At 61.4% G+C, this 25,814-nt stretch carries 15 protein-coding genes, 1 tRNA gene and 1 pseudogene; 6 read left to right on the plus strand and 11 right to left on the minus strand.

Features of this window, described 5'->3' with window-relative positions; all coding sequences use genetic code 11:
- Positions 1-380 precede the first annotated feature (380 nt).
- From ML540_RS07085 to ML540_RS07115, 7 genes and pseudogenes are all read right to left on the minus strand, one after another.
- A complete protein-coding gene (locus ML540_RS07085) occupies positions 381-1,466 on the minus strand; it encodes a hypothetical protein (RefSeq protein WP_243359603.1) in 1,086 nt (361 codons plus the stop codon).
- A complete protein-coding gene (locus ML540_RS07090) occupies positions 1,459-2,940 on the minus strand; it encodes a DUF5677 domain-containing protein (RefSeq protein WP_243359604.1) in 1,482 nt (493 codons plus the stop codon). Before ML540_RS07090 ends, ML540_RS07085 begins: the two co-directional genes overlap by 8 nt.
- Positions 2,941-3,378: 438 nt before the next feature.
- Positions 3,379-3,657, minus strand: coding sequence for a hypothetical protein (locus tag ML540_RS07095; protein ID WP_243359605.1), 279 nt, complete (start codon positions 3,655-3,657; stop codon positions 3,379-3,381).
- A 3-nt stretch (positions 3,658-3,660) separates the two neighbouring features.
- Positions 3,661-4,191 carry a hypothetical protein gene (locus ML540_RS07100; protein WP_243359606.1) on the minus strand — a complete coding sequence of 177 codons (531 nt, stop codon included), beginning with the start codon at positions 4,189-4,191 and terminating at the stop codon, positions 3,661-3,663.
- Between the two features lie 397 nt (positions 4,192-4,588).
- Positions 4,589-4,930 (minus strand): annotated as a pseudogene (locus tag ML540_RS18010) (relaxase/mobilization nuclease domain-containing protein); the annotation flags it as partial.
- Positions 4,921-5,304 (minus strand): plasmid mobilization protein, encoded by a 384-nt coding sequence (locus tag ML540_RS07110; protein WP_341482629.1) that lies wholly within the window; start codon positions 5,302-5,304, stop codon positions 4,921-4,923. The gene ML540_RS07110 and the pseudogene ML540_RS18010, both read right to left, overlap by 10 nt.
- Positions 5,305-5,499: 195 nt before the next feature.
- Entirely contained in the window at positions 5,500-6,882 is a 1,383-nt protein-coding gene (locus ML540_RS07115) for a DUF3987 domain-containing protein (protein ID WP_243359607.1), read from the minus strand.
- A gap of 65 nt (positions 6,883-6,947) precedes the next feature.
- Here ML540_RS07115 and ML540_RS07120 point away from each other — a divergent pair, with 65 nt between their 5' ends.
- The 3 genes from ML540_RS07120 (at position 6,948) to ML540_RS07130 (ending at position 8,269) form a co-directional block, all read left to right on the plus strand.
- On the plus strand, positions 6,948-7,211 hold the full coding sequence (locus ML540_RS07120; RefSeq protein ID WP_243359608.1) for a hypothetical protein: 264 nt from the start codon (positions 6,948-6,950) through the stop codon (positions 7,209-7,211).
- Between the two features lie 442 nt (positions 7,212-7,653).
- Positions 7,654-7,848, plus strand: a complete 195-nt coding sequence (locus ML540_RS07125; RefSeq protein WP_243359610.1) for a hypothetical protein — start codon at positions 7,654-7,656, stop codon at positions 7,846-7,848.
- 336 nt (positions 7,849-8,184) lie between these two features.
- Positions 8,185-8,269 (plus strand) — tRNA-OTHER (locus ML540_RS07130).
- 104 nt (positions 8,270-8,373) lie between these two features.
- Here the strand turns inward: ML540_RS07130 and ML540_RS17940 are convergent.
- The 4 genes from ML540_RS17940 to treZ are packed head-to-tail and all read right to left on the minus strand — an operon-like array spanning position 8,374 to position 19,179.
- The gene (locus tag ML540_RS17940; RefSeq protein ID WP_341482630.1) at positions 8,374-12,525 is read right to left on the minus strand and encodes a translocation/assembly module TamB domain-containing protein; all 4,152 of its coding nucleotides are present in this window, start codon (positions 12,523-12,525) and stop codon (positions 8,374-8,376) included.
- 36 nt (positions 12,526-12,561) lie between these two features.
- The gene (locus tag ML540_RS07140; protein ID WP_243359612.1) at positions 12,562-14,376 is read right to left on the minus strand and encodes an autotransporter assembly complex protein TamA; all 1,815 of its coding nucleotides are present in this window, start codon (positions 14,374-14,376) and stop codon (positions 12,562-12,564) included.
- A gap of 19 nt (positions 14,377-14,395) precedes the next feature.
- The gene (gene treY / locus ML540_RS07145) at positions 14,396-17,215 is read right to left on the minus strand and encodes a malto-oligosyltrehalose synthase (protein WP_243359614.1); all 2,820 of its coding nucleotides are present in this window, start codon (positions 17,213-17,215) and stop codon (positions 14,396-14,398) included.
- The gene (gene treZ / locus ML540_RS07150; RefSeq protein WP_243359615.1) at positions 17,212-19,179 is read right to left on the minus strand and encodes a malto-oligosyltrehalose trehalohydrolase; all 1,968 of its coding nucleotides are present in this window, start codon (positions 19,177-19,179) and stop codon (positions 17,212-17,214) included. Before treZ ends, treY begins: the two co-directional genes overlap by 4 nt.
- A gap of 113 nt (positions 19,180-19,292) precedes the next feature.
- Between treZ and treS the strand changes: the two genes are divergently transcribed.
- The 3 genes from treS (at position 19,293) to ML540_RS07165 (ending at position 25,712) form a co-directional block, all read left to right on the plus strand.
- The gene (treS, locus tag ML540_RS07155) at positions 19,293-22,580 is read left to right on the plus strand and encodes a maltose alpha-D-glucosyltransferase (RefSeq protein ID WP_243359616.1); all 3,288 of its coding nucleotides are present in this window, start codon (positions 19,293-19,295) and stop codon (positions 22,578-22,580) included.
- Positions 22,581-22,688: 108 nt separating this feature from the next.
- Positions 22,689-25,115 (plus strand): glycosyltransferase family 39 protein, encoded by a 2,427-nt coding sequence (locus tag ML540_RS07160; protein WP_243359617.1) that lies wholly within the window; start codon positions 22,689-22,691, stop codon positions 25,113-25,115.
- A gap of 9 nt (positions 25,116-25,124) precedes the next feature.
- On the plus strand, positions 25,125-25,712 hold the full coding sequence (locus ML540_RS07165; RefSeq protein ID WP_243359618.1) for a TrmH family RNA methyltransferase: 588 nt from the start codon (positions 25,125-25,127) through the stop codon (positions 25,710-25,712).
- The last annotated feature ends 102 nt before the right edge of the window (positions 25,713-25,814 follow it).

The following is a 25,814-nucleotide window of genomic DNA, read 5'->3' on the forward strand; positions in this document are numbered from 1 at the left end:
GTGCAACATAAGCATGGCGTATGGGTTGATCCTGTACCATTGGTCAGGTGGGAGTGGTTGATTTGGAGTATGGCCCTGATGCCAAGAATGCAGCACGCCTTCAATTCGAGATGATTTGAGGGGGGGGCTGCCGACTGATCCCGAATGGTTTTTGACCTACACACCTGCATCCCAACGTCTGGCCAAGAGGATAGCCTTGAGGCTGATATGCTGGACTTGCTCGGCTACGCCCCGAATTTCAATGCCGATTGGCAGGGGGATAGAAACAGCCCTTCACATATCTGTGCTTGCGGATATCAAGGTTAACTCTGCGTGGCGCAGGATAATGCCCATGGTGCAGGGCTTCACCAAGACGGAACTTTTCTTCATGTTGTTGTAGTCTAGTCCAAAGATACTTTGAGCGATTCAGCAAGCTGTCCAAAGCACACCTTGAGTTCAGCTTTAATTTCTCTAAAAGACAATTGCGATGTTTCTAAGTGCTTCAATAACAACGCGCTAAAGCGTGAATCAATGTCAAAATCCCTAGCTGCCTTGCAATACTCTTCAAACCCAATGCGCTCAAATCCTTCAGGGAATGTTTTGTAAAGAATATATGCGCATGTCATGTGAAAATGCATATTTCGAATTTCTGAGATCTTTAGAAAGTTTCCGGCTGCAGACGCAGCATAGTAAAAACAAGTTCTACTTCTAATGTAAGGGACAATTCCAAATCTTAAGCAACACAAAATAATATCTAAAGATTGTGTCAACATGCCATGTACATAGGTATAAAACAAAAACGAATCACTACTGCTTGCCAAGCCACTAATAAGAGAATTTGTCTTTAACTCATTAAATTCTTCAATCAATCCACAGCCTGTTGATGTAGCGTCCGAGATTGGAATGTTTTTGCATTCGTCTTTTAATGCGTCAAAGATATCTTCTATTTTTACAAGTTTTGTTGCGTATTCCTTTATGCTTGAAAATTCTTCTTTAAATAAATATAGAAAATTTTTGGTGCTCACTTCATTGATTTCATGGTTTTCTTCATGGAATCCAAATGTAACTGGCAGAACTAAAATATACTGATTGTATCTTTGTATTATGTCAATAATGTCATTAGTTGCATTAACAATGTAATCAAAGTGTAAATTTTGTTGTTGCTTGGTGACTATTCTGGGGAAAATTTTTGCAAACTTACACAATGGGTCATCGACTATATGGATGTCTCCCAACAACACAAACGGGTAGTGGTTGTTGTCTTTTGTATTTAAATATGAAGCCCCTGTAAATAAGTATGCTCGGGAGCTTTGGTCCAAACAATTCAAAAACAACGAGGTCACTCTTCTGTGAGAATGCCAAAAAACCAAAACATTATCAATCGCAGAGGCTATCTTAGACCTGTGAACATTGACTATTAAGCCTTGCAATAGCTGAAGATATTCACGTTGTATCTTGAGAATCTCTGAGTTTATTAGCTTATGCATTTTGTACCTTTGATAATAATTTGTTGGGAATGAAGTATTGTTCGTCTAAGAAGGCGAGAATTTTTCCCATTACAAACTTGCAGTCGTGCCAAACACTGGGCAGGGATTGCGCAGCTAGGGCATCAGGGACGCAATGGAATTGATGTGCAGGAGATTTGCACGACACAAGAGCGCTTTCACGAATAGCTCCCCACAATCCATGCTCAAAATGGGAGTCGTAGTCGTAATATAGGCCAAACAATTCTTTTTCATCGACAGCTATTGCTTTTTCGCGAATATTTTTTTTATCAAAATACGAAGTGTCCATATTGATAAATTCTTCATCCATATAATGATTAACCAATAACTCAAGATATCTATAGTCTACATGGCTATTCGATAGGTCGGATGAAGAATCTCTTGAGCGTGACACTACGAGCTTTGTCAATCCAATTCCATAATACTGATATTCTTCCCATATGTTTTTGTGATCATTCTCGATTAGAAGTAAGTATTTTAGCATTATATAACACTCAATTATACTGCGAACGGCCCCTCTGCCGCAAACTGAATTATATAAATCATGTGCGTATACCTCATGCATTCTTTTGTATGCGTACGTTGCAATCCCAAGTAGTACTAACATTTTAGCATCAAGCGGTTTTGTTGCAGTAAATAGTTCGGATAAATACCTAAAAATTTCTTGCAGGTGCGCGACATACATATCTGTATTTGATTTTTCAACCTCTCTTTTAATAATAAACAATTCACATTCGACACATCTGCTGAGGACATCCCAAAATGAGCACATAATCTCATCCGGGGTGTCATCTGTATCACCTTGGAGATTCATTGATTCCATCATTTTTAGTGACATCTCTGATGACCTGATCATGGGCCTAATTGTGTGCATTTCCTCGGCCGTATGCTCAAGTTCAGGGTATTTTATCAACTCCTCGACGACCTCTTTCGGTAGCTTTAAGGAGCCAGAAAATACTTGGTGCATTAAAGCAATGTACCGAATATCTGTTGCGAAATCCGACTGATGATGTGCTGCCTTCAGCATGGTGTTAGTAATAATGTCGGTTCGCTCTTTCGGCGTCTGGCTGTTGTTGCAAAAAAAATCAACAAATACCGGAAATTCATGGTGTTGATGAACGATAGTAAGTGGCGAAAGTATGTGTTTGTCAATTGTAGTCTCTAACTTGCCGTAAAATTTTAATTGTTCGTCTTCTGGAAGTTTTAGAATGGAAAACCATGATGGCCTTCTTACTGCTGGATTAAGCTCGACTAGTGTTTTTAGTATTTGAAACATTTTATTAAATCCATCTTTACGTCCATATGTCTCCAGAATAATAGCTATCCACATATACTCAGGTAATCTTTCATGAAACCATGATTGAAGTTTCCCTTTTTCGCCAAGGGCCTTGTTGAAAGGACTGAAAAACTTACCTTTCTTGAACTCATGATCTCGAAGCTGACTGTGAGTGTTCATTGTTGCCCTCGTAAAAATGTAGGAAAAATATCCGAGTATTTCTGGCTTTGATTAATTTGGCTTAAAAATTTATCCGGAATTGTATAGCATAACCTGCTCAACGGAAAGAAATTTTGTTTGTCCCAAATAAGTCAGCGTCCTCCTCTCGGGGCGATGAAACAGCGCCACAGGGCCAGGGCTTGTAGTCATTTCCTGCGAAGGTCCAGCCCAGCGGCTTCGGTTGTGCTGAGCGCGAAGGTTGATGATTGCCTCCCATTTTCCCAGAACTCGCAAACTTTAACGTCAAATCAACAAGCCCTCGGTGATCATAGGAAACATGCTACCTCAGCCATTCCGCCTGTCATTGGTATCCTACCCCATGCTTCGCCTATTGAAAGTGAGGCTGAAGAGATACCGTATGATCTCCTTAGGGGCCAAATCATATTGTGAGTGAATGATTTACCCTTTCTGCCTGACGCTCAAGATGTCGTTCAACCGCCCCAACAAGGGCTCTAAACTCTCGTGTATATCGCTCAAGCGCTGTAAGTGCTGCGCTGATTCCTGTTGCTGAGCGCTCAGTCTGGCGACTTGCTGCTGGAGCTGGTGCAAGATGTTCGCGTGGTTTGCCAGTATACGCTGTTGATCGGTCAGGAGCGTTCCCTGCCTTTCCTGCGCTTGGCGTAATTCCTTTTCCAGCTTGGCCAGGGGGTCCGTGAGGAGGCGTTCGATTTCGGTCATGACTTACTCCAACTTCACCGCTTGCTGTTTGCCCACGGTCCAGCCTGTTTTGGGCGTCGTATTTGGCGGCAGGACGATGAATCGCCCTTCCTGATTCTCCAGGAGCTTCAAGCCCCAGGTTCGGTCGCTCAACTTCGCAACGGTCGCCTCCAAGGCTGCTTTGTCTGCCCGCAGGTCTTGAATCTCGCCCTGCAAGGCTGCGGCCTTGCTCTGGAGCATGGCCAGCAAGCCCCAACCGCCCAGGGCGATTCCCATCAGAAGTGCCAAGCCCAGGAGCAGGGCTTGCAACCATCTCCTGCTGAAGGCCCAACTCAGGGTTTGGCAGCGCGAGGCTATGCTCGCCTCCAATCGTCCAAGCGCGTCCTGGATAGCGGCTTCGGTTATACTGAGCGCGGCGGTCGATGATTGCCGCAAGCTCTCGCTCAAGGCATCGAACCGTTGCCGGGTCAGGACTTCGAGTTCCTGCCGATCTTGTTCGGCCTTGGACCTCATGCGCTCCGCCAGGGAGGCCAGCGAGTTGCCAGTGTTCGGCATATATCCCTCCCTTGAGGCGGAGCTTCTCGCCGCTCGCGGGGTCTTTGACGGTGATGTAATCCTTGCCTACCCTGCTGATTCCCAGGTCCGCCTCTTTCAAGGCCGCGAGAACGTCAGCCCGATTCACGACCAAGCCCTCCTCGATCTTCATGGCCAGGTAGGCGTGGACCTCGTCCTTGGCTTCCGCGCGTTCGTCCTTGCTGGGCGTTCTGCCCCAGCGGATCAGGCGAGCCCTGCTCAAGTCCGCGTGTTCTGGCGTGCGAAGGCGGGCTCGAGCTGGATCGTCCGGCCTGGCCCAGCCTTCGCGATGGTTGTGCAGGTCGCGGAAATCGTCGAAGTGTTTTTGCCAGCCAGGCGGGCAGGGGTTGAACGCCTTGCCGCTCGACAGCTCCACGCGCGGGATGACGAAGTGCAACTCATGGTGCCGTGCATGGCGATGCCGCACCCAGAGCACGTTCCGCTGGTCCGGCTCCAGTCCAGCGAAGGCCACGGCCTCGAAGTCGTCCATGACGCGCTTTTCCTGCTCAGGCGTCACGCGTTCGTCCGGGTGCCAGGACAACACCCCCGCCGTGAACTTCCATTTGGTGTCCAGGGAATCGATCAGATCGCGCGTCAGCTCCGGATCACCGCGCAGCACCTCGGGCGGATGTTTGTCCCGGTCCGGGTAGTCCGGGCGCACAAGGTAGTGTGTCGGCCCATCGCCACTACCCTGGCCGTGCGGGAAGACTTTCATGTACATGGCGTCTCCGAGGAGGGTTTTGACTCCAAGAGGAGAGAAGAGGCTTGTCGGTCATTGCCTCCCGCGCCTGCGCAGCACTTAAGCGCCCTTTCGATGCTGAGGAGGGCGGCCAGCACCCGGATTGCCTCTGCTCGGCTTTTGTACGTATTGGCCCATCGGGCCAGCTGATTCAAGTTGGCCCCGATTCGGGCAAGCTGTCGAATGTGCTCTTTCTCCAGCGGCGTCTGGCGAAGGCGGTAGTCCATGGCTCGTTGGCGGATGAAGTCCGTAACGGTCTGCCCTTGGGCTCGCGCCTTGGCCGTGATCGCTTCCTTCTCTGTCGGGGCGACGCGCAGCTTGATCCAGGCTGTGCGGCTCTCTGATCTCTCTTTCATGGCGTCAACTGCATCCCGGCCTTTCGCCTCTGGCAGGGTTCGAAGGGCGGCACGCCCTCGCCAGCCCCGGCAGGGGGCACCGCGTCAGCGTGTGCCCACAACGGGTAGGCTGGCTCTCCGCGATAACGCCAATGAGCACGGGCACGCCTGGGCAACACCAACCGGGCGAAAAAAGCGAAAAAAGCGAAAAAAGCCTCATGCGTCGCTCCCCCTTATTTCGCTTTTTTCGCTTAATTCGCGCAGTGTGAGGATGATCCGTGGGCGGCCTCCGTTCTTCAGCTTTGTGATGCTGATGCGCTGTTGCACTTCCAGTTGTTGCAGAAGCGGTTTGAGACGCTCACGGGACACATGCCTGCTCAAGAGGGCGCTGAGTTCTGTCGCCGAGAGGGGACCGCCCCTCAGGGCGTCCAGGATCTTCTCCTCCAGCGGGTCGATTGCTCGTTCGCCGAAGATGTACAGGGCGGATTCCTGGGCGTAGCGCCACATGGCGAGGGCTGCACGCAGGTGAGCGTCTGCCACCTGACCCTGGCCGTCCAACAGGGCGTAGACGAGTGCCAGACGGAGCGTTTGAGCCTCAGCGCGGTTGATGATGCTCCCAGCCAGGCCCATGTGTTCCTGGGAGAGTTCCGGGTAAATCAGTTCCCAAAGCTCAAGGGCCTTGCCGGTCATGGTCATGGTGCCGCATTTCTGAGCCAGGCCCACGAGCCGCCAGAGTTCGCGCTGCAAGGGTGCAAGCTCCTGGTCCGGCATCCGGGAAGGCAAAGCCACCAACTTGGAGCGCCGGGCGCATATCCAAAGGAACCGGTTGCCGAAGCCATTTACGGCCTGCACCTCACCCAGGCACACGGCTAGTTCCTGCATGGTGATGTGGGTGATGATGCTGATGTGCGCTCCCCGCACCACCACGGGATTGTTCTTGGTAAGCGGCGCATAGTCGCCGGAATCCCAGAAACAACGAATGCCCATGGACAGCGTGTTGCCCTCGCGCTTGGTGCAGGCCAGGCCGCTGGCAAACTCCTCATCCATGATGACGAGCCGTTTATCGTCCGCCTCCCGGATGGGCTCGGTTGGGTTCTGCCGCTGCCGCCGATCGCGTTCATCATCGCTTTCGTCGCGCACGTGGTTGGCCAACCCTTCGCCTGTGGAAAGCGGGCCGCCGCTCTCCCGGGCGGGCGAGGGCACTCCCCATGTCTTCAGATCGGCAGGCTGGCAGTGCTCCCGACCAAACAGCTTGGTGACCGGATGGCGCGAGGTTCCCTTGCGGGCTTTGCTGGAATTCCCGCAGATCACGGCGAAGAGTCGTGGGGGGTGGATGGTCTCGCCCACATAAATGTGAGGACCCTGGTTGGTCTTGTGGCCGAACACCTCCGCGCCGAAGCGCACCAACGCGGTGATGCACACCGCCGCCGGATCGGCTTCGCTGTCCCGAGTCGCCAGCCGCACGAATTCGCCCAGAATGCCCGGGCAAGCGTCAAACGAAAACTGGGGCCATTCCTTGAGGTTGAGGTTGACCAGGTCATCCGGAGCTGCCTCATGATGCGAACAAGGGAGCGAGCGCACAGCGGACCTGCCGCTCATTTCTCACCCCTGGCCCTCTGCTCCAATTTTGTCGGCCTACCGCGCCGCCTGACAGGGGGCACAGAGTGACCTCTTTCGACGTTCGCCTTGATGTCGGCCTGTTCGGCCTTGGCATCGATCCACGCATCAACGGCTTCCACCAGCCAAGCCAAGCGGCGGCCCAACTTCATAGGGGGTGGAACCGCGTCATATTGCTTTCGGGCGAGATGCCCATGGACCGCCGCGATGCTTTTGCCCAGGATGGTGGACAGCTCTTCGATGTTGTAAAAACGTTGGGTGACCATGGATACTCCTCATTTGTTGTGAAGCGAATGAATGAGGAGGCATAAACGCACGTTGTTGAATATTGTCAAGATGCGGAAATAATTGCCGCTCCAACATGTACTAGTACAATTGAACATGGACCAACATGATCCAACATGATTCAGCTCGTAGCACCATGTTCCAATACAAATTCCTGTAGACTCGTTGCATCGTATGTAATTGCCTGGGTGTCACACAACACGGCACTGGACTCGAAAAAATGTGAGAAATATTGGTCGGCGATGGGGGGGCATGGAGTCCAGCAGTTTTGTATGCCAAGCTCATCTGCCCGCCTCTCCGAGGAGGGGGCAATTTCATGTTGCGCGCCGGATAAGCATTAAATTTGGTGTACTTAGAAAATATTTCCGTTAAATCGAGCAATTGCTTATACAGGATGTTGACGGCACTCTTTCCTGAAGTTAATATAGAATGATTAGTGTAAATAACAGTAATAGATAGGAGTTGCGAATGAAAGCTGCCAAGATATTTGGGGATTTGTCTTCCGACAAAACCGATGAGCAGTACCCAGAGGTTGCCTTCTGCGGGAAGTGCTTTAATAAGCTTATGGAAGATCAAGAAAATTCAGGAATCGTCCATGAAGTGCCTTATGACCCCGAACTCCACGGGGACTGTTGTAGTATATGCGACTGCGAGGACTGCTAGCAATCCAAGAACTGTATTTAAGGGCCTTTCTCAGCCGCATCCGGCATGGGGGAGGTCTGCGTGGTTAGCTGATTCATCTCACGGCATGCCGTCAGTAATAACCTCTCCCTGCCTGCTCAGCCCTGGGGAGGACTTGACGTTCGGACGCGAGTTCTCCCCATTTCAAGATAATCTTTCTCTCCGACGACGGGATCAATTCTAACGTTGCGCTTCGAAGATCCAACAAAGTTGCTCCAATTTGCTCCAATTTTGCTCCACTCGGACTGAAAAACCGCGATTTCTCGTGAATACTCATGAACAATCAACCACGTGGTATTATTCGATTATTCATGATAACCCGTGGATAAAATTGTACACTTTTCGAGACTCAAAATCCGCCGGTCGCAAGGCCTTGGGGGTTCGAGTCCCCCTCCCGGTACCAAAGAAAATCAAGGGCTTATGCAGGATCTGCATAGGCCCTTTTTCTTTTCCGGGTGATTGTGTCCCGCTCCTGTCCCGCCAGGCCAGCCCGCTTCCGGCGGTCGTTCAGTAGTCCATCTTCCAGTTGAGCCCCACCCCGGTCTTGGAATCCGCGCCCGTGGTGCTTTCCACGGTCACGTTGGGAAACACGTCCACCTGCACGGACACCCTCGGTCCCTGGTCACCCAGGCCCTGGCTGGTCTCCACGTAGACCTTGTCCGAGATGTATTTCCCGGCTGTAATCGACATCTGGCCGGCATCCGAGCCCTTGGCGGACCCTAGACCCAGGTAGTCCAGGCCGACCAGCTTGCGGGTTTTGCCCATCAGGTCCAGGGCGTCGCCTTTCCCGGTGAGGGCCAGGGCAGCCTGGGCCAGTTGCAGGGCCTGGGGCGCGCTCAGGCCCGAAACGTTCTTGCCGAAGAGCACCTGGGCCAGGATTTCATCCTGGGGGAGGGCGGGAACCGAGCTGAAGGACACCTTGGGATGGGCCGCATCGCCGCCCACCAGGATGTCCGCCGTGATATCCGAGCCCTGGTACTGGGCGTCGATGTCCAGCCTGGGCGTAGCAGGAGGGCCGCCGGTGAATGTGACCGTTCCCCGGACCAGGGTGAACTGCTTGCCGAAAAATTCGATCAGTCCCCGGACCACGTTAAGGTCACCGGCAACCGTGGGGGAGGAGGCCAGTCCGCCCACGTGCAGCTTTCCGTCCCAGACCGAATCCAGGCCGTAGCCCCGGACGAATATCCGTCCGGGAAAATCGATGTCCAGGTCCAGCCTGACCGGCAGGGGAGGCGTCGCACCGGATGCCTCCGCCGGAGGCGCGTAAGCCATTCCCTTGGGGGCGTGGACCTCCTCCACCGGAACCGGGGTGGCGTCCGGTGGAATCCTGTGCGGAATGTTCACCTGCACCTGCCCGGTGGACAGGGTCCCTTTCACCAGCACTCCGGAGGAGTCCCCGGTCACGGCCAGGCGGCCCGACAGCGCGGCGGTGGCCACGTCCGTGTTCACCAGGGTGGCCTTGTCCAGGGATGCGTCCATGGACAGGGAGAAACCGCCGTCCGGCGCCAGGGACGCCTGGCCCTGGGCCGAGATGCGCCCGCCAGTTGCGTCCTGGGCGGAAAACTCCCGGATTGTGATTGCCGAGCCTACGGCCTCCGCCCTGAGGGTGATGCCCCGCAACACCGTCCCGCTGGCCGCATACTCCACGGCCCCTCCCTCGATGCCCGCGCTGCCGGACACGTCCGGGGCCTTGAGCCGTCCCCGCGCCGTCAGGTCGACCTTCATGGTTCCGCGCATGTCCAGCCCGTCCTGGCCGGAAAAGGTCGCCAGCGTGGCAAGGTCGGCCGAGCCCTTGAGTCCGGCCTCCAGGGAGGGGTCCGCTGGCAGGCTGAACGCGAACGGTTTCAGATCCAGGCGGACCGGAACGGCCGCGTTCGCCTCCAAGGACGCCCCCTGCCCGGCCGACATGCGGCCGCGCAGGGTCGCCCGGCCCTGGGAATACACGGCCTCGGCCGACATCTCCACGGGCGGGAGCGGCTTGTTCTGATCGGGCGCGTAGCGCACCCGGGAAAGCTCGATCGACGCTTCGACCCTGGGGTTTCGCGGCGAACCCGTCACGCGCAGCCTGGCCAAGGCTCTGCCAGACAAGTCTTCCGCCAGCCGGGCCCTGCCCAGGAGCTCCAGGGGGAATTCCCGCACATCAGCCGCCAGGGCCACCGAATCGGCCTTCATCTCGCCCGAGGCCGAGATCGTGGCGGAATCAAGGGTCATCGACAGGTTTGCGAGCGAAAATCCGGACGGGCCGAAGGCCAGTGTGGCCGGGCGCGCCAGGGCCAGCTTCGCGCCGTACGCGCCGGCTCGAAGGTCGTCCAGGCGGATCCGGCCGCCTCCCGGGGACGGGGTGAAGGCCCCGGAGGTCCGGGCATCGAAGGGTTCGGGCAGGGTTCCCCTGGCCGCAAGCGAGAATGACGCCTCCTTGCCTTTCCCCGCAACCTGAAGATTCAGGGTTTCCAGCCCGACGGCCCCGATTTTCGCCCCGGCCAGGGTGGCGGTGACCTTGCCCTGGGGCGCGCGGGCCACATCCGTGACCGAGCCTGACACCTCAGCCCTGGCAACGGACAGGCCCGCCCCCTTCACGCCCGAGGCCGTGAGCGACAGGGTGGCGTCCTGGCGGGGGCCCGATTCGGCCAGCACGCTTTCCAGGCGGACCGTGCCAGCCAGGGCCATGTTCAAAAAAGCGCCCAGCCGGGCGAGGTCCGCCTGGGCCTTGAGGCAACCCGACGCGGTGGAGGTCGCCAGCTCCACGTCCAGGTTCCCGGAGGCGTCCACGCCGGGTCCGGCCAGGGTCAGGCCGGAAAGCCCCAGCCTGCCGCCCGAAACGGCGAACCGGGTGTTCAGGCTGAGGTCGGCCCGGTCCCGCGAGACCGTGGCCGACACCCGGCCGCGCGTGGAGCCGTCCGTCCCAAGCGCGAGCTCCGCCTCGGCCCCGGCCTTGTCGAAGCGCGTGGTGTCGTAGGCCAGGCGGCTGCCCTCGAGCCTGACCGTGACCTCCGGCTCCGAGGCGGTCCCCCGTATCCGCGACGTGGCCGCCAGTTCTCCGGCCATGGGTTTTCCGGCCAGGCCGGAGAGCAGCGACAGGTCGCCCAGGCCCAGGGAGCAGTCCAGGGCAAGGGAGCCGGACTCCAGGCCGTAGGTTCCGGATGCGCCGGCCGTAAAGGACCGGGCCGCGACCCGCGTGCGGGAAAGGGTCAGCGTCCGGCCGGAATCGAGCCTGGCCTGGGCCTCCAGGGCCACTTCCAGGCCCAGCACCTGGGCCAGCTTCGTCCCGGTATCGCCCCGCACCGGACTCACTTCGGAGAGTCCGCCCTCGAGCCCGAGCGAAAAGTCCATCCTGGCCACGTCCCCGGTGAGCGAGGCCCGGAGCCGGAATACGCCGCCTATGCCGACGTCCAGGGGCGTAAGCGCCGCTCCCACATCCGGAATCACCATCTCGGCCTCGGCCGAAAGGGGGCCGGCGGGATTGATGCCGGCCTTGGCCACCCCACGCAGGGCAAACGGCCCCACGTCCAGGCCCAGGGCGCCGGGCCTTGACAGCGTGGCCTCGAAGGACAGGGACGGGGTGAGCATATCCTCGCCCGTGTCTCCGGAGAGACGCGCCGAGCCAGCCTCGGCGGACACGGAGAGCTCCTCCACCAGGAATTTCCACTTGGGTGCGGCAAGCCCCGCCGAGGTGAGCACGCCCGTGAAGGCCACGTCCGCCTTCCGGCCCAAGGCCGCGCGGAGCTGGCCGGATAAGGGCAGGAGGTCTGGCCGCAGGACCAGTTTCAGGCCGAACCTGGCGTCCTCGGCAGAGGAGCGTCCCAGGGCGGCGGTCAAGGCCGCGTCCACGATGTCCACGTCCGCCTGCGCGGCTACCAGACGCCCCGACCAGGCCGCCAGCGGCCCGTTCCCTGTGAGCTTCACGGACAGGGGCGAGTCGCCCCCCAGTCCGGCAAGCCCGGAAACCAGGCCTCCGGGTGCTTCTTCCAGCCCGGCGTCGAGCCTGGCCGAACGGGCCAGAGCATCGAGTTCGGCCTGGAACTCCAGCCGGGTGGCCGCACCCTCGAGGCGCTCGGCCTGGGCCTTGATCGACAGGACGTTCCCGGCGTTGCGTGCGAAAAGGGACAGGCGCGCGGCCAGGGCGCGTCCGGCCACGGGGTCGTCCAGGTCCATGCGGTCCACTACCACCCGGGCCGAGAAGGCCAGGGGAATTGGCGCCAGGCCGTCCAGGAAGACCAGCGGGCGCTCCGGTGGCGGCGGCTTGGCCGGGGGCGGAGCAGCCTCGGGGGCGCGCCGTATCCGGACCTGTCCGAGTACGGCCTCCAGATTGGGCTCATCCCCGGGGCGCGGCCAGGGCAGCAGCGTGATGCGGAGGTCGGAGACCGACAGCCACTCGCCCGCCGCGTCGGACAGGCGGACATCGCCCAACCGCATTCGGAAAGGCCACAGGCCCTCCGTGGAGCCGACCTGCAAACGCCACCCGGCCTGGGCGGCCACCAGGTCCGTAAGCGCCCCCACGGCCGCGCGCCGCACCGGCTCCAGCTGGAGCGCGGCAAGCGGCAGCGCCAAGGCCAGCACAAAACCCAGGGCCAGCCAGCGGGCGAACCTCGCTACCCGGCCTTTGGCCCTGGTCTTGCCCGGAGGTTTCGCGCCCGGATGTTCCGGATGTCGGTCGTTCACTGTCCGTCCTCTTCTCCAGGCCGTTTCATCCGGCGTTCAAAAGGCCTGCCCCAGCCCGATGTAGAACTGGAAAGGGCCGTCCACATTGGGGCGCGGATTGAGCGGCGTGGCCGCGTCCAGGCGCAGGGGGCCCACCGGGGTCTTGACCCTGACGCCCAGGCCCGCGCCGTAGCGCATGCCCTCGTTCAATGCCGGGTACTGCTTGTCGTAGACGTTGCCCCCGTCGAGAAAACCCACGATCCCGATCCGTTCGGTCACCTGGACGCGCAGTTCGCTGCCGAAATCGAAGATCGAGTTGCCACCGAGGGGCTTGCTGTTGCCGCGCAGAGGGCCCACGAGCTGGTAGGCATACCCCCGCACCGTGGCGCTGCCGCCGGCGTAGAAGCGCACGTCGGGAGGGATGTCCCTGGCTTGGGCGCCGTTGATGGAACCCAGCCCGGCCCTGGCCGCGAGGATGACCGGGGGCTTGGACAGCAGGCTCAGGTAGGCCGCAGCGGACAGCTCGGCCTTCAGGAAGTCGAGCTTGTTCCCCAGCGTGTCCAGGTATGGCGCGACCTTGACCCCCACCAGATACCCCTTTTTCGGGTCCATGGGGTCGTCGCGGGTGTTCAGGGCCAGCTCCAGGGGGATGAACGCCAGCCCCCAGCGCTTGCTGTTCTCTTGGGGATTGGCCGCGTCCTCCTCGATCCTGCTGGCCCGGTACCCCACCCCGGCGGTGGCGGTCAGGTGTTCGGTCAGCTCCCGGCTGAGGCCCGCCTGCAGGGTCGCATTCTGGCCCTTGTACGCCTGGGTGTTCTCCGCGACGCTCTTGAAGTCGGAGAGAAACTTCTGTTTCGGGCTGAAAAAGGATGGCTTCTCGAATGCGGCCTCGAAGGTCTGGTTGATCTGCGACACGGCGAGGCTCAGGCGCAGCTTCTCGGCCTGGCCGAAAAGGTTGCGGTGCTCCCAGAAGGCGTTGGCTCCCGGCCCTTCGTCCGTCTTGTAGTTGATTCCGGCCTTGATGGTGCGCATCTTGCGCTCCGTTACCGTGGCCTCCACCACGACGCGGCCGTTCTCGTCCAGGGACTTTCGCGGGGCCACGGCCGCGGTGGCGAACAGGCCCAGACTCAGGAGGCGGTCCTGGAAACGCGCCACGAGCTCCTGCCGATACTCGTCGCCCTCCTTCCAGGGGACCAGAGGCCGCAGGAAGGACTCCTCCACGCCCTTGAGACCGCTGAAACGGACCGGGCCGAAATCCGCTCGCGGGCCTGGGTCCACGGTGTAGGTCACCCGGACGAGGTGGGTCTCGAAATCGGCCACGACCCGCTGCCCGGCCAGGACCGGGAAGGGATGCCCCTTGCCTTGCAGAATGGACAGCAGGGTGTTCGCCCCGGACACGATCTCCTTGGAGATCGCTGGGGCGCGCTCGACCAGGCCCAGCTCGCGCCCGCCAGGAAGGGGGAACGCGGGCGCGCCCGCGCCCCCGGCCAGTACCACGTCCACCTTTTCCAAGAGGAAGGGCTCGGCCGAGCTCACCGCGAACAACACCCTGACCGGCGTCGCGGCTTCGTCCACGCTGAAGGACACCTGGGCGGCGAACCTCCCCCGGGACTTGAGCGCGTCCCGGAGCGCGGGCACGTCGGCCTTGGCCCGGGCGCGCAGGCGGAAGGCCGAGGCCACGGGCTTGTCCTGCTGCTCCGCGCAGGAGGAGACCGAGAACAGCAGGGCGGACAGCTCCGGGTCGTCCATCCCCGTGATGGACACCTGGTAGCGCAGCCCCGCGGCGTGCCCCCCGGCCTTGCCGTTCAGTGCCCAGGCCGCCTCGGCGCGGCACAGGAACAGGACAAGTCCCAGGGCGATCATCTGCCTCATGACGGCCGCCATTTCGCGGTCACTCCGGAGCCGCCGGCCGGTCTGCCCTGGCTGTGAGCAGCGCGAAGGGCAGGTCCCGGAAGATCTCCTTGAGGTACACCACGTCCTCGGCCGGGAATTCCCTTCCGGTGAAGGCGTCGGTGAACGGCCTGGGTTCGGGCAGGTGCAGCACCGTGTCCTCCCAGAACGGCCCCACCGGGAAACTGCCCTCCTCCCCCGCAGCCTTGGCGAACAGCCTGGGAATCACGGTCAGCGTCGACTCGCCGTCCAGGCTTCTGGCGAAGCCGAAGGCCATGTCCCGCCGGACGCCATCGAAGTTCAGGGGGTGGTAGTCCCCTTTGCGGAAAAGCTCCGCGAAGTCCTTGCGCACGTGCAGGCTCCGCCAGATCAGGAAGAGCTTGATCCGGCCGTCCTCGGGGTGTTCCACGAGCTGGTGAAGAAGCTTTTTCCGGTCCGACTCGAACCCTCCGGCCATGTCCTTCAGGATTTTCTGGCGCAGGGTGTAGTTCACCGGCCTGCGGTTGTCGGGGTCCACCATGGAGAAGTTCCACAGTTCGCATCCCTGGTAGAAATCCGGCACGCCCGGCGCGGTGATCTTGAGAAGGGCCTGGGAAAGGGAATTGACCATGCCCACGCGGGCGATCCTATTCCACAGAGGCTGGAAAATCGCCGGAAACCTGTTGCGCGCCCCGGGGTCGAGCAGGGTGTCGGCAAAGGCGCAGTATGCCTGCTCGGCCGCCTCGTCGGGGCTCAGCCAGTTGGAGCGCTCCTTGGCCTCTCGCAAGGCCTTGACCAAATAGAGCCGCAGACGCTCCGGAAATGTCGCCAGCTCCTCCTCGTCAAAGGGCATGTTGGCCAGAAGGGTCTGGAACAGGAAATACTGCTCGTTGCGGTCCGGGGACTGCTGCTCTTCGGAGCGCCGGTGTTTCCCGCAGCATAGCTTTCGGAACGCAGTAAGGGCCCCTGCCCACTCCTCGGGCAGTTCCGAGAGCGCGGCCAGGCGCATGCGGGCGTCCTCGCCGCGCTTGGAGTCGTGGGTGGCCGTGGCGTTCATGGTCGCCGGCCAATGTTCGACTCGCTTGCGGATGGCGTCGTGCCAATCCTCGGCGGCCATGCCGAAGCGGTTCGGGTCGGCCCCCACCTCGTTGAGGCAAAGCAGTCGGTTCATGACGTAGAAGGTGGAGTCCTCCATGGCCTTGGCCAAAAGCGGACCCGTCACCTGCTGGAAACGCATCACGAAGTGGGTCCATTCCCGCCTGGCCGTGGCCTCCATGCCCTCGCCGAATTCCAGGAGGAGGAAACGCTCCAGGAAGCTCAGTTCGAAGTTCAGGTCAGGGTTGGCCCGCCGCGTCCAGCGGATCGCGGCCCGCACATAGGACAGGTCGGCCGGGCGGAATTCCTCGTGGCTGATGTAGGTCCTGTAGACGGGGAACTGGACGAGAAGCTCCGTTATGGCCTGCTTGAGGGCCACCATGGTGATGTCTATGCCCCGCCGGTCCATGATGGACACGGTCTTGAACAGCCGGGCCAGGTTGTCCACGTCCCCGGCCATGTGCCGCCGGATGATCTCCCTTTTTTTCTGCGTGAGGATGTCGCCCAGGCTTTTCTTCACGCCGGTGAAGCCGGAGTAAATCTTCTGGAATGCCGCTCCCTGCCCGCCATGGACGAACAGATTGCAGGCCAGGGCCATGAAATCGTAGCCCGTGGTGCCCTGCACCGGCCAGAAGGCGGGCAGGGATTCGTGCGCCATGAGAATTTTCTCCACGACGATGTAGGCGCCCGGGGCCTGTCCGCGCAGGCGCTGCAGGTAGAACGACGGGTCGTAGAGCCCGTCGATGTGATCCACCCGCACGCCGAAAAAGCTCTGGTCATGGATTCGTTCCAGGATGAGCCTGTGGGTGTGGTTGAAGACGGCTTCGTCCTCGATGCGCAAGGATATCAGGTCGTTGATGCTGAAAAAGCGTCTGTAGTTGATCTCCTCCCCCGCGACCTTCCAGAAGGAGAGCCGGAAGAACTGCTCGGACAAAAGGTCGTCCAGCAGGGCGAAACGGTCGCCCTCTCCCGGCGCGGCCTGGCCGTTGAATACCCTGATGTTGGTGTCGATGAAGTCCCTGAGCGGAGGGCTCGACTGGTACATCTCGAAAAGCAGGCGCTTGATGAAATAAATCTGCGTATAGTGTTCCGATTCACGTTTTTCCCCAGTCACGCTTTTTATGTTGTACAGCACACCGAGCATCTTCACGTAATCCGGGTTGTCCCTGCCAACCCGGTCGCGAAATGCGACTAAATTGTGTGTTAGGATCTTCCCATAGGAATCTATGCGCAGTGGAAACCTGATGTCATAGTATTTTACGTTGAATCCCTCTTGGTCGAATCGTATCTGTATCTCACCGTTCTCCAGGGCTTGGCTGTAGTACACGCCAAGGAAGGGGGCCAGCATCCGACCAGCCATGCTCTTGTAGGGATGGCTCCATTCTATATCGAAAAAATTGAAATATCGGGATGTCTCACCATTTTCCAGGACGTCCACCAGCATGCCGTTGTCGCCGGACACGGCCATATGGTTGGGTACGATGTCCTGCACCCAGCCGATGTCCAGCTGCCTGCACTCGGCCATGAGCCGGTCGAACTCTTCGGGCGTGCCCAGTTCCGGATTCAGGGCCTGGTGGTCGCAAACATCGTAGCCGTGGGCTGATCCGGGCCTGGCCTTGAAGATCGGGGAGGCATAGATGTGCGAGACTCCCAGGCCCGCCAGATAGGGCAGCGCCTGCCTGCACTGCTCGAAGCCGAACCCCGGGCACAACTGCAGCCGGTACAAGGACAGCGGCGCCGCAATCATGAACGCACCTCCTCCCGGGCATAGGCGGCCATGGACCAGGGGGAGAACACCGCCTTCCCCCGCAGCACAGTGGGCATGGCCGACCCCGGCCCCCCCCAGTGCGTTTCGGCGGAGTCCAGGATCTTGCCCCAGGCCACGCCCCGGGCCAGTCCGCCTGCCTCCACGGTCCGGCTGGCCTGGGACAGGTTGAACATGCACAGCAGGCGCGCAGGGCCGCACATGCCTTCGACGGCCAGAAACCCCTGCTCGTCGTGGGCGAGCGCCATGGGCCACGGAGTCCCTTCTCTGCCGGGCTTCAGGCGCTTTCTCAGCGCGATCAGCTTCTGGTGCCAGTCGAGCAAGAACCTGTGGCGGCCAGTGCTCCGCTTTCCCCACGCGAGCTTGGAGTTACGGAAGGTCTCCTCGTCCTGGGGGTCCGGCGGTGGAGTTTGCCCGTCGTGGAACCGGGCGAACTCTTCCAGCCTTCCGGCCCGCACGGCCCGGACCAACTCGGGATCATTGTGGCTGATGAAATACAGGAAAGGATTTTCCTCGCCGTACTCCTCGCCCATGAACAGCATGGGCACGAAGGGGGCGAGCAGCAGGAGCCCGGCCGCGGCCTTCAGTGCTTCGAAGTCCACCAGGGAGGCCAGCCGCTCCCCTTGCGCCCGGTTGCCGGTCTGGTCATGGTTCTGCAGGAACGCCACCAGCGCGGACACCGGCAGACGGGACGGATCCCCCCCGTGGCCTCGCCTGCGGTAGGCCGAATATTGGCCCGTGTACGCGAAGCCCCGGGTCGCGGCCTTGGCCACGTGCTCCATGCGCCCGTAGTCCTGGTAGTATGCCTTCCTCTCGCCCGTGAGCCAGGCGTGCACCCCGTGATGGAGATCCTCGTCGTAGATCGCCGACAGGCCCAGCCCCCCCATCTCCGGGGGCAGGGCCAGCCTTGGTTCGTTGAGGTCGCTCTCGGCCAGGAAAAACGGCTCACGGCCGCGTGCGGTCCTGTAACGCCCGGCCAGTTCCGCCAGCTGTCCGAGAAAGGGCCTGGGACTTACGTCATGGACGGCGTGGGTTGCATCCAGCCTGAACCCATCCACGCGGAAGCGCTCCAGCCAGTGCAGGATGTTCCAGAAGAAAAAGTTGCGGACGTGGTCGCTTTCCGGTCCGTCGTAGTTGAGGGCGTCTCCCCAGGGGGTCCTGTAGCGGTCGGTGAAGTAGAGGCCGAAGTCGCGCAGATAGTTTCCCTCCGGCCCCAGATGGTTGAAGACCACATCCAGGACCACTGCTAGGCCCCGGGCGTGGCACGCCTCCACGAACCCCTTGAGCCCTTGGGAGCCGCCGTAGTCGTGGTGCACGGAAAACGGATACGCCCCGTCGTATCCCCAGTTGCGGCTGCCCGGGAACTGGGCCACGGGCATGACCTGCACGGCTGTGATCCCAAGGCTCACCAGATCGTCCAGGCGCGCTTCGGCCGCCTGAAAGGTCCCCTCGGGGGTGAACGCGCCGATGTGGGTCTCGTACAGGATCAGGTCGGACAAGGCCGGGGACGCGAATTCCAGCTGCGCCCACGGGAAGGCCGCGTGGTCCACCAGGGCCGAGGGGCCATGGACCCCGTGGGGCTGGTGGTGGGAGGCCGGGTCAGGGCGGCCTGTCCGGCCATCCAGGCGGAAGCGGTACAGATCGCCGTGGCTCAGGCCCGTGGCTTCGGCCGCCCAGTAACCGTCCGCCAGGGGCTCCATGGGCAGGAGTTGCGCCAGCGGCCACGCGGTGTCCCACCCGGCTTCTCCGGCAGGTGCCCCGCCCGGGGCGATGAGTTCGAGCTCCACCTGGCGGGCCAGTGGCGCCCACAGGCGGAACCCGTATGTGTCCGGTCCGGCCTTCCAGTGCCCGACCTCGGGAAGGGGGCGCGGTCCGGGAAGCAACGTCTCGTTTCCCATGATGTCCACCAGTTGCGGCTCACGGGCCTGCTCCCCGGACCGGACCATCCCGGAACGCGAGCAGACGATTTGAATGCACCATAGACATTTTTTTCCAAATGCGGTCAAGTTCCCATGGGAAAGGTTTCGGCCGCCCGGACCAGACGTACGAGGAGGCGCGGATGCTGACGTTCGATCCCCTGTGGTACAAGAAAACCATCTTCTACGAACTCCACGTACGTTCTTTCGCGGACGGCAACGCGGATGGCATCGGCGACTTCACGGGGCTCATCGACAAGCTGGGGTATCTGGAGCGCCTGGGAGTCGGGGCTTTGTGGCTTTTGCCCTTCTATCCCTCCCCTCTGCGCGACGACGGGTACGACATCGCCAACTACATGGACGTCCATCCTGATTACGGCACCCTGGCCGATTTCAAGCGGTTCCTGCGCGAGGCCCACCACCGCGGCATCCGGGTGGTGACCGAACTGGTGCTCAACCACACCTCGGACCAGCATCCGTGGTTCCAGAGGGCCCGCAAGGCCAAACCCGGCTCGGCCCACCGCGACTTCTACGTCTGGAGCGAAACTCCGGACAAGTACGGCAAGGCCCGGATCATCTTCAAGGACTTCGAGCACTCCAACTGGGCCTGGGACCCGGTGGCCAAGTCCAACTACTGGCACCGCTTCTATTCCCACCAGCCGGACCTGAACTTCGCCAATCCCCTGGTGCACCGGGAACTGTTCAAGGTGGTGGACCACTGGCTGGGCATGGGAGTGGACGGCCTGCGCCTGGACGCCGTGCCCTACCTCTACGAGCGCGAAGGCACCAACTGCGAGAACCTTCCGGAAACACACGCTTTTCTCAAACGACTGCGCTCCCATGTGGAGGCCAGGTTTCCGGGCAGGATGCTCCTGGCCGAGGCCAACCAGTGGCCCGAGGATGCCGTGGACTACTTCGGCCAGGGCGACGAATGCCACATGGCCTACGATTTCCCGGTGATGCCCCGCATCTTCATGGCTTTGTGGATGGAGGACCGCTACCCCATCATCGACATCGTGGGCCAGACCCCGGCCATCCCCGAGACGTGCCAGTGGGCGGTGTTTTTGCGCAACCACGACGAGCTGACCCTGGAAATGGTCAGCGACGAGGAGCGCGACTACATGTACCGGGCCTACGCCCTGGACTTCAAGGCCCGCATCAACCTGGGCATCCGGCGCAGGCTCGCACCCCTGATGCAGAACAACCGCAGGAGGATGGAACTCATCAACTTCCTGCTCTTCTCGTTCCCGGGAACGCCGATCATCTATTACGGGGACGAGCTGGCCATGGGCGACAACTACCACCTGGGCGACCGCAACGGAGTACGCACTCCCATGCAGTGGAGCCCGGACCGCAACGCAGGATTTTCCCAGGCCAACCCCCAATCGTTGTATCTCCCGGTGATCATCGATCCCGAGTACCATTATGAAGTGGTCAACGCGGAGACCCAGGAGCGCAACCAATCCTCGTTCCTCTGGTGGATGCGCCGGATCATTTCCCTCTACAAGACCTTTCCGGCCTTGGGCACGGGGGAGCTTACGTTCGTGCGCGGGGACAACACCAAGGTCCTGAGCTTTCTGCGCACCGAGGGCGAGCAGACGCTGCTGGTCGTGGCCAACCTGTCCCGCTATGCCCAGGTGGAGGAGCTCGACCTGGAAAGCCTGGCCGGGTGCACCCCGGTGGAGGTCTTCGGCCAGACCCGTTTCCCGGCCATCCGCAAGGAGCCCTACTGCCTCACCTTGGGCCCCCACGACCATTTCTGGTTCGTGCTGGAAAAGGGAGCGGCCCAGCCCGTCCAGGCCATCCCCCGGGCCCCCTTGTCCCTGACGGTGGATTCCGAACACGGCGTGGCTCACAGGGAGAACCTGGGCAAGCTGAAATCCGTGCTGCTGCCGACGGCCCTGGCCAGGAGCCTGCGCGGGACGGCCTCCCCCGGTCCGCTTTTCGACCTGAAGATACTCGACCACCTGCCCATCAGGAACCAGGAGCCGGGAGCCACCCTGTTCGTCATCGATACCGTCCACGGTCAGGCGTTCCAGGACCACCATCTGCTGTTCGTGTCCGTGGCCGGGGGCAAGCGCGCCGAAATGTTCGCCCTGGATTCACAGGACGCGGTGCTGGCCCATCTGGCCGACGACAAGGCCGGCAAAATCCTGCTGGACGGCTTCGACGATCCCGAGGCAGTGGCCGGACTGGCCGCCTTTCTTGCCTCCAACAGGAAATACCATGGCCGGTCGTCCCGCTTCATTGTTGATCTCCGAGCCCCCCTGAGTCTGCGCAAGGCGCTGATGCATTCGTCCGGGCCCGTCCGCCGCGTCCACTCCACCCGCCAAACGGTTTCCTATTCCGTGGGCAACAGGGCCTTCCTCAAGATTTTCCGCCACCCGGAGGAGGGCGGCCACCCAGAGGCGGAAATCCTGAGCATTCTGAACAAGGCCGGGTTCGAGGGGGTGCCGCGCCTGCTGGCCAGGCTCGCCTACCTGGGGCCGCGCGGCCAGGCCATGACCCTGGCCCTGGCCATGGAATTCGTGCAGGGAGCCACGGAAGGCACGGCCTTCGTGCTCGACACCGTGGAGCGTTTCCTGGACCAGGTCCTGGCCTCGGGCCTCGCGCCACCCTGGCCGCTGCCAGCCGATCCCTTCGTCGCCCCGGTGCTCACCAAGGAGCAGCAAGGCATGGTGGACGAGTACTCCCTGGAGTTCTTCCGCCGCCTGGCCCAGCGCATAGCGCATTTCCACACCATCCTGGCCGGCCTGGACAACCCGGCCTTCTCCCCCGAGCCGGTCACGAAACTCTACCTGCGCTCCCTGTACCAGACCATGCGCAATCTGGCCCACAACACGGCCCGGGGCATCGAGCGCATGTGGCGCGCCAAGGCCGGGGACACGGACGCCGTCCCCCGGCTGCTGCCGGAAACGGCGATCCTGAAGCGATTCGCGAAGCTTCTGAACATGGAGCCCACGGGCGTGCGCATCAGGGCCCACGGCGACCTGCAGCTCGACAACGTGCTCCATATGGGCAGGGATTTCATGCTGGTGGACTTCGACGGCGACGTGCGGCTGCCCCTTGGTGAAAGGACCATCAAGCGACCGGCCATCCGGGACGTGGCCTGCATGATCGCCTCCATGGCCGTGACCACCGAGAAGGCCTTACGCCGGCACCTGGAGAGAACTCCCCACGCCGCTCACGAACTCACGGCTTGGTGCTTCCTGTGGCGCAGAACGGCCGGACTGGCCTTCTTCGACGCCTACCTTGAGGCCGTGAAGGGGGCGATCCTGGTGCCGCCGCAGGAGGATTCCGTCCGGCAGCTTCTGCTGGTTTTCCTGTTGGAGCAGCTCTTGCGCACCCTGAACAGGAGCCTGGAGGAAGCACCCGAAGACGTGCCCGCGCTCATCGAGCTGACGGAGCTCCTCATGGAGATATTCCCGTGAGCCGCGCGGCCGGTTTCGTTTGCGGCGGATGAGCCGGGCCGGGCGGGCTGGGACGGCGTTGACCCGGAAGGGTTCTTTCGCTATCCATCCTTTCCCAAACGGAGCCGCATGCCGCGGCTTCCATCCACCTATCCAATCCGGCTGGACGCGACGAACCCAATGGCCTTGTCTTCCTCCTCCTGCGACGCCCCTTCCGTCCGGGCCCGGATTTCGCTGGCCGTCATCCTTCTGGCCGGGGCGGCGCTGCGGTTCTACCATCTCGAGACGCCGTCCCTGTGGTGGGACGAGATCCTGGTGCCGCTCACCGCCAGCCACGGACTCGACTACATCCTGGATTTCTGCCGTTCGGCCGAGATGCACCCGCCGCTGTTCTACCTGGTCTCCAAGGCGGCCATGGGGATCGGGCTGAGCGATTTCTCCCTGCGGCTTTTGCCCTCCCTCCTGGGTACCGGGTCGATCTACCTGCTGTACCGCATCGCGCGCGCCTTCACGGACGAAAACACGGCCCTTTTCTCCGCCGCCATCCTGTCCGTGAATGGGCTGCACCTGCTGCTCTCGCGCGAGATACGGCCCTACGCGCTGCAACTGGTCCTCCTGCTCGTGGCCCTGCGCCTGTTGGTGCGGCTGGCGGAGGAGGGGCGCTGGCGGGACCTGGCCGGTCTCTGTCTGGTCAACATGGCCCTGTTCTGGCTGCACTATTTCACCTTCCACATGGCGGCCGCCCAGGGCGCTGCCCTGGCCCTGTGCCTGTGGATGCACCGGCCGCGCTTCGACCTGAAGCACTTCGCGGTCTTCTGCGTTGCCACCGCCGCCACGGCCCTGCCCGTGTTCGCCTGGTTCTTCCTGCCAAGCTCGGGCTCGCGAAGCATCTTCTCCGACGCCCAGTATTCTCGCTGGAACGTCTTTGACCTCATCGCCGACTATCTGGGACAGGCGCTCTTCTTCTTCGACGGCCAGCGCGTCAGGCTCGGGGCGGCCGCCCTGGCCCTGGGCGGGTTCGCCATGCTGGCCCTGCGCAGGCCGCGGCTGGCGGCCATCTGCCTGATCCTCGTGGCTGTTCCCCTGGCCAACGTGCTGGTCATGGGCAAGGCGGCCTACTTTTCGCCCTGGCATGTGGCCTACGCCACGCCCCTGCTGGCCTTTTTCATGGCCCAGCCCCTGTCCCAGCTCCCCTTTGCCAAGGCCCTGGCCGCCGTCCTCGCGGTGGCCGGGTGCGCGTCCATCCTGTCCACGCAGCAGGCGCGCTATTACGAGGTCGACAGCTACCGTCATCCCGTGTTCGTGACCCTGTTCAAGCCCATGGCCAAGCACCTGGCCGGGGTGCTGCCGCCGGACGGCCTCGTCGTCGGGTCCAATCCCGGGTTCGTCAGCGGCGTGGACTGGTACATGGATCAGTACAGCACGCCCAACCCCTTGCGCTCCCAACGCCTCGTTCCGGGCTGGGAAACGGCCCAGCTCCGCTTCGTCTCCGCCTACGGCGATTTCGGCGTCCTGGGCCGCGACGAGACGGATTTTCTCGCACGTCAGGGCAGGCCCCTGTCGGTCGAAAAGGCCCTGAACGCCACGGTCTACACTTTCCGGCTGACCCACGACCCCGCGCCGGTCCTCGATTCCCTGCCGATGCACGCCTCGCTTGCGGCCACGTCCCTCGATTTCTTCCGCCGCGTGGCCAGCTTCTCCGACGCGACGTTCTGCCCCATCCCGGGGATCGGCATCACCGCCACGGCCAACGACCATCCCGGATCGATCGAATACGTCCTGGATAACGGTCCCGATCAGGGCCCCGTGACCTTTTTCCTCAACCTCCAGTATCTGAACATCGGGCTCGGCAACCTGCTCGGCCTGTACGCCCGCTTCGACGACGAGCCGCGCATCCCCCTGGCCGGGACGGCCGGGCCGGACCCCAAGCGCCAGTCCCAGACCGTGCTCACTCGCGACAAGCCCTTCAAGCGGGTGACGTTCACGGTGGAGCTCCTGTGCCGGGGGCTGACGGCCCAGTACCACGGCGGCAATCTGGAAACCCTGGCCTTCCGGGGGCTCGACGTGTTCGCGTGCAGGCCCGGGGAGACCGCCCAGAGCCAGGCCGCATGGGAACGGGCCAACATGGAGAGCATGCGGCTCAACTACGGCGCCGAGGCGTTCGTCTCCAACAGCGCCACCCCGCACGATCCCAAATGGAGCGAGGCCGTCAACCTGGACGACACCCCCTCCTCGGAAGTCCCCGGCTGGCGCGTGCTCGCCCCCAAGGACCCAGACGCCCCGGCCGTGCTGACGGTCGAGGCCGCCGTTGGGCCGGGCACCATCTTTTATCCGCGCCTTGCGGGCTCCGACGCCTCGGTGCAGGTGCTCGAGGTGTCGCCCGACGGCACGAGCCGCCCTGTGCTGCTCATGGCCGGCGTGCCTGTCGAGTGGACCCCCATCAGCGCCCAATATCCCTTGATCCTCCCGCCCGGGCCCAAGGAGCGCACGCTGCGCATCGAACTGCGCGGCCGCTACTGCCAGCTCTGGCACAAGGACGGGGCAATACTCTTCTAGGATGATCCCATGAGAGAACGAACCGACAACCGCAAGCAGCGGATCCTCGACGTCCTGGCCCGCAGGCAGAAAGACCTGACCATCGTGCTCAACAACATCCACGACCCCCACAACGTTTCGGCCGTGCTCAGGAGCTGCGACGCCTTCGGCGTGGGCGAGGCGCACCTGCTCTACACCGACACCCCCTTCCCGCAGCTCGGCCACAAGAGCTCGGCCTCGGCCAAGAAATGGGTGGAGATGAAGCGCCACAAGTCCGCCCGAGAGATGGTGGAAGGATTTCGCGCCACCGGCCATCAGGTGCTCTCCACCGGCTTCGGCCCCGGGGCCAAGTCCCTCACCGACTGGGACATGACCAAGCCCACGGCCGTCATCCTGGGCAACGAGCACGACGGCGTGGCCGACGAGCTGCAGACCCTGGTGACGGACCACATCTACATCCCCATGCAGGGCATGGTGCAGAGCCTGAACGTGTCCGTGGCCGCGGCGGTGATTCTGTACGAGGCCTTCCGGCAGCGCATGGCCAAGGGCATGTACGAAACGCCGGGCCTGACGCCGGAAGAGATCCAGGACAAGTTCGACGGCTGGATAAAGAAATAAGAAAAGAGCAGGGCGCTGCCTTGCACCCGCCAGGGGGATGATCCCCCTGGACCCTCAATAGGCTTCGCGGGCCTGATTCCACCGGCATGCCGGTGGAATCAG

It is taken from the genome of Fundidesulfovibrio terrae, assembly GCF_022808915.1.
GTDB lineage: Bacteria > Desulfobacterota > Desulfovibrionia > Desulfovibrionales > Desulfovibrionaceae > Fundidesulfovibrio > Fundidesulfovibrio terrae.

Excerpts from the sequence above, each read along its gene's own strand:
- ML540_RS07090 (WP_243359604.1), bottom strand. The coding sequence starts at position 2,940 with ATGAACACTCACAGTCAGCTTCGAGATCATGAGTTCAAGAAAGGTAAG.
- ML540_RS07140 (WP_243359612.1), bottom strand. The coding sequence starts at position 14,376 with ATGAGGCAGATGATCGCCCTGGGACTTGTCCTGTTCCTGTGCCGCGCC.
- ML540_RS07165 (WP_243359618.1), top strand. The coding sequence starts at position 25,125 with ATGAGAGAACGAACCGACAACCGCAAGCAGCGGATCCTCGACGTCCTG.
- ML540_RS07110 (WP_341482629.1), bottom strand. The coding sequence starts at position 5,304 with ATGAAAGAGAGATCAGAGAGCCGCACAGCCTGGATCAAGCTGCGCGTC.
- treY (WP_243359614.1), bottom strand. The coding sequence starts at position 17,215 with ATGATTGCGGCGCCGCTGTCCTTGTACCGGCTGCAGTTGTGCCCGGGG.
- ML540_RS07125 (WP_243359610.1), top strand. The coding sequence starts at position 7,654 with ATGAAAGCTGCCAAGATATTTGGGGATTTGTCTTCCGACAAAACCGAT.
- ML540_RS07085 (WP_243359603.1), bottom strand. The coding sequence starts at position 1,466 with ATGCATAAGCTAATAAACTCAGAGATTCTCAAGATACAACGTGAATAT.
- ML540_RS07160 (WP_243359617.1), top strand. The coding sequence starts at position 22,689 with ATGCCGCGGCTTCCATCCACCTATCCAATCCGGCTGGACGCGACGAAC.
- ML540_RS07115 (WP_243359607.1), bottom strand. The coding sequence starts at position 6,882 with ATGAGCGGCAGGTCCGCTGTGCGCTCGCTCCCTTGTTCGCATCATGAG.
- ML540_RS07100 (WP_243359606.1), bottom strand. The coding sequence starts at position 4,191 with ATGCCGAACACTGGCAACTCGCTGGCCTCCCTGGCGGAGCGCATGAGG.
- treZ (WP_243359615.1), bottom strand. The coding sequence starts at position 19,179 with ATGGTCCGGTCCGGGGAGCAGGCCCGTGAGCCGCAACTGGTGGACATC.
- ML540_RS07095 (WP_243359605.1), bottom strand. The coding sequence starts at position 3,657 with ATGACCGAAATCGAACGCCTCCTCACGGACCCCCTGGCCAAGCTGGAA.
- treS (WP_243359616.1), top strand. The coding sequence starts at position 19,293 with ATGCTGACGTTCGATCCCCTGTGGTACAAGAAAACCATCTTCTACGAA.